The organism is Bathymodiolus heckerae thiotrophic gill symbiont, assembly GCF_900180345.1.
Classification (GTDB): Bacteria; Pseudomonadota; Gammaproteobacteria; order PS1; family Pseudothioglobaceae; genus Thiodubiliella.
Genome location: NZ_FXLV01000078.1, coordinates 1 through 3404, shown reverse-complemented (window position 1 = coordinate 3404; position 3404 = coordinate 1). Strand labels below are relative to the sequence as shown.

Annotated in this window: 3 protein-coding genes; 1 reads left to right on the top strand and 2 read right to left on the bottom strand. The window is 36.7% G+C overall.

The window, feature by feature from the left end; all coding sequences use genetic code 11:
* Window positions 1-114: 114 nt before the first annotated feature.
* A complete protein-coding gene (locus CRYPD_RS07435; RefSeq protein ID WP_212744001.1) occupies window positions 115-336 on the bottom strand; it encodes a hypothetical protein in 222 nt (73 codons plus the stop codon).
* Window positions 337-345: 9 nt separating this feature from the next.
* A complete protein-coding gene (gene nrdA / locus CRYPD_RS07430) occupies window positions 346-2622 on the bottom strand; it encodes a class 1a ribonucleoside-diphosphate reductase subunit alpha (RefSeq protein WP_138146947.1) in 2277 nt (758 codons plus the stop codon).
* A gap of 301 nt (window positions 2623-2923) precedes the next feature.
* On the opposite strand from nrdA, the gene CRYPD_RS07425 reads away from it, so the two are divergent.
* Window positions 2924-3349, top strand: coding sequence for a toxin-activating lysine-acyltransferase (locus tag CRYPD_RS07425; protein ID WP_212744000.1), 426 nt, complete (start codon window positions 2924-2926; stop codon window positions 3347-3349).
* The last annotated feature ends 55 nt before the right edge of the window (window positions 3350-3404 follow it).

Below are 3404 nucleotides of genomic sequence, written 5' to 3'. Positions count from 1 at the left end.
GTCTAATTTTTGCTCAATTGTTAGATTTATTCTCTCTTTTCTGGTTTTTATTATTTGCGTCATTTTGACCTCCTTATTTTTTGTATTATAAGGCTATCTTTGTGTCTAAGAAAGTTAGATCATTACACCTTTTTCATTGGCTTTTTTAATCAATAAATACATATACGCCAAAATCTCATCCATTTCATTCTCTTCAGTTATCTCTTTTACCTCTTCCCAAAACTTTTTTGTTATAAGTCCTAAATCAGGAATAAAAGAATTTTCTTGAATATTCCCCTTGGCAAGTGTGCCATCAAAATCATAAACAATAGCGACTGTTGTGTGCGTTTTAGACATACCAAATATTTATAGTTTACAGACACCGTCAGCACAGGCATTATCATCTTCCTTTTCCAATATATCCTCACCACCACCGTCGCGTGTTGTGTGATAGTAAAGCGTTTTAATGCCGTATTTATAGGTTTTTAATAAGTCCATTAAAAACAATTTCATTGGCACTCTATTGCCTTCAAATTGTGAGGGGTCATAATGGGTGTTGGTGGAAATGGATTGATCTACAAATTTTTGCATAATGCCACAAAGTTGCAGATAGCCTTCGTTGTCTTTAATGTCCCACAGTAATTCATATTGATTTTTTAATTTGTCATATTCTGGCACAATTTGTTTTAAGATGCCGTCTTTGGATTGTTTAACGGACACAAATCCTCTGGGTGGCTCAATGCCATTGGTTGAGTTGGAAATTTGTGACGAGCTTTCGCATGGCATAAGGGCGGTTAGGGTTGAGTTTCTAAGCCCTGTGGATACAATATCTTGGCGCAGTGTATCCCAGTCAAGTTCTAATGCGCAATCGCAAAATGCGTCAATGTCTTTTTTGTAAGAATCAATCGGCATAATGCCTTGTGAATACTGAGTTTGGGAAAATAAGGGGCAAGCGCCTAATTCTTTTGCCAATGTGTTTGAGGCTTTTAGCGAATAATACTGCAAGGCTTCAAAGGTTTTATGAATCAGCTGATTACCCGACCCGTCAGAATATTTAGCCCCATTTTTGGCTAAATAATAGGCAAGATTAGTCACACCAATGCCCAGTGTACGGCGATTTTTGCTGGCAAGTTCAGCCGCTTTAATAGGGTAGTCTTGATAATCAAGTAAACAATCTAATGAACGCACAATAATGTCAGTCAGCGTTTCCAATTCATCTAAAGAATCCAGTGCACCTAAATTAACCGCCGACAATGTGCAAAGTGCCACCTCGCCTTGCTCGTCTTGAACCGAATATAGGGGCTTAGTTGGCAGGGTAATTTCCATACAAAGATTGGATTGTTTAATCGGCGCTTGCTTAGCATTAAAAGCGCTGTGAGTGTTGCAATGATCTACATTTTGTAAGTAAATACGCCCTGTATTGGCGCGTTCTTGCATAAATTTGGCAAATAATTCTCTGGCTTTAATGGTTTGTTTTCTAATCGAATCATCTTGTTCGTATTGTTCATATAAGCATTTAAATTCCTCTTGATCGGCAAAAAAAGCATCATATAAGTCAGGTACATCATGAGGTGAAAATAGAGTGATATCGGCATCTGCGAGAAAGCGTTGATACATTAAGCCGTTAAACTGTACGCCATAATCAAGATGGCGAATACGGTTTTCATCCGTACCTGTGTTGTTCTTAAGTACCAGCAAACTTTCAATTTCCAAATGCCATAAAGGATAGAATAGGGTGGCAGCACCACCACGAACCCCCCCTTGAGAGCAAGATTTAACCGCAGTGTAAAAATGCTTATAAAAAGGGATGCAGCCTGTATGCGTTGCTTCACCACCACGAATAGGACTACCAATGGCACGAATTTTTCCACCATTAATGCCAATTCCAGCCCGCTGGGAAACATACTTTACAATAGCACCAGCAGCAGCACTGATTGAATCTAAGTCATCATCCGCCTCAATCAACACACAAGATGAAAACTGGCGGGTTGGCGTTCTAACCCCTGCCATAATAGGCGTAGGAAGGGAAATTTTAAACAAACTCACTGCATCATAAAAACGCTTAACAATATCCATGCGTGCGCTGGCTTCATATTCTTGAAACAAGCACATACCTACTAACATATAAAGCAGTTGCGGGGATTCGTAGATTTCGCCAGTAACACGATTTTGAACCAGATACTTGCCTTCCAATTGTTTGACTGCAGCATAGGAAAACCTCATATCACGCCAATGGTCAATATAGCTATCTAGTGTTTCAATTTCTTCTTCAGTGTATTTTTCAAGAATATCTTTGTCATAAACGCCCAATGCCGTGAATTTTTTAATATGCTCAAAAAGTGGCGGCGGGGTGAAGGACTTAAATGCTTTTTTACGCAAATGAAAAATAGCCAACCGTGCTGCTAAATATTGATAATCTGGCACCTCTGTTGAGATTAAATCTGCTGCTGACTTGACAATGGTTTCGTGAATATCTTCTGTCTTAATACCATCAAAAAATGCCAACTGTGCATTGATTTCAACTTGGCTAACACTAACGCCTTGTAAATCTTGAGAAGCCCAGTGCACAACACGGTGAATTTTTTCCATGTCAATAGATTCTTGCTTGCCATTTCGCTTAGTAACTTGAATGTCTTTTTCCATTTTCCTCTTTGCTTAATAATTTGAACATATTTTTTCATTTTTCCTGAAAAACACTATATCTAGTGTTTTAAAATTAAAATAACACTAAATATAGTGCATTATATATAAGTGTAATAGCGTAATTTAGGTTTAATTTTATTAATTTTTTTATAGAATTAGCTTATAATGAGAGAAGCAAATTTATTGAATAATTTGTACAAAAAAAATGCATATTTACGACTAGACAGGTAAGGTAATTCAGACTATTGTTTTATAAAATTTATAAATTATGACCCCCGAAAAAATAACAGAAAAGTTCTATATGGAGGTTTTAGGTAATGCATTTTGGTTATCCAGACAATCGGAATTGCATTGCGAGCATTATAATATTTGTGGTTTTTTTAGTCGCATTTCAGAAGGAATTTTACTTGGTCAATATAAGTTAATTCGCAACAATAAGGATGTGCCTTTGGCATTCTCTGTATGGGCAAAAGTTGACGATAAAACACTGGATAAATTATTACATGATAATCACCAAATCGCTGCTAACGAATGGAATAACGGAGACAATATATTCGTATTGGAATATATTTGCCCATTTAAGCATATTTTTCAATTTACTAGAGAGGTAAGAAAGGTGCTTCCCAATAAGGCCAAGATATATGCCCTAAGAGTTAAGGTTGCCAAAGATGGAAACAATAAAGTTGCGCTAAGCAGGCAAATGACACTCGTTAATAATTTTTACTAAAATTAACACCCACAAGAATCACTATGCAACCTCTTTCTAATACCAAAAATTCACT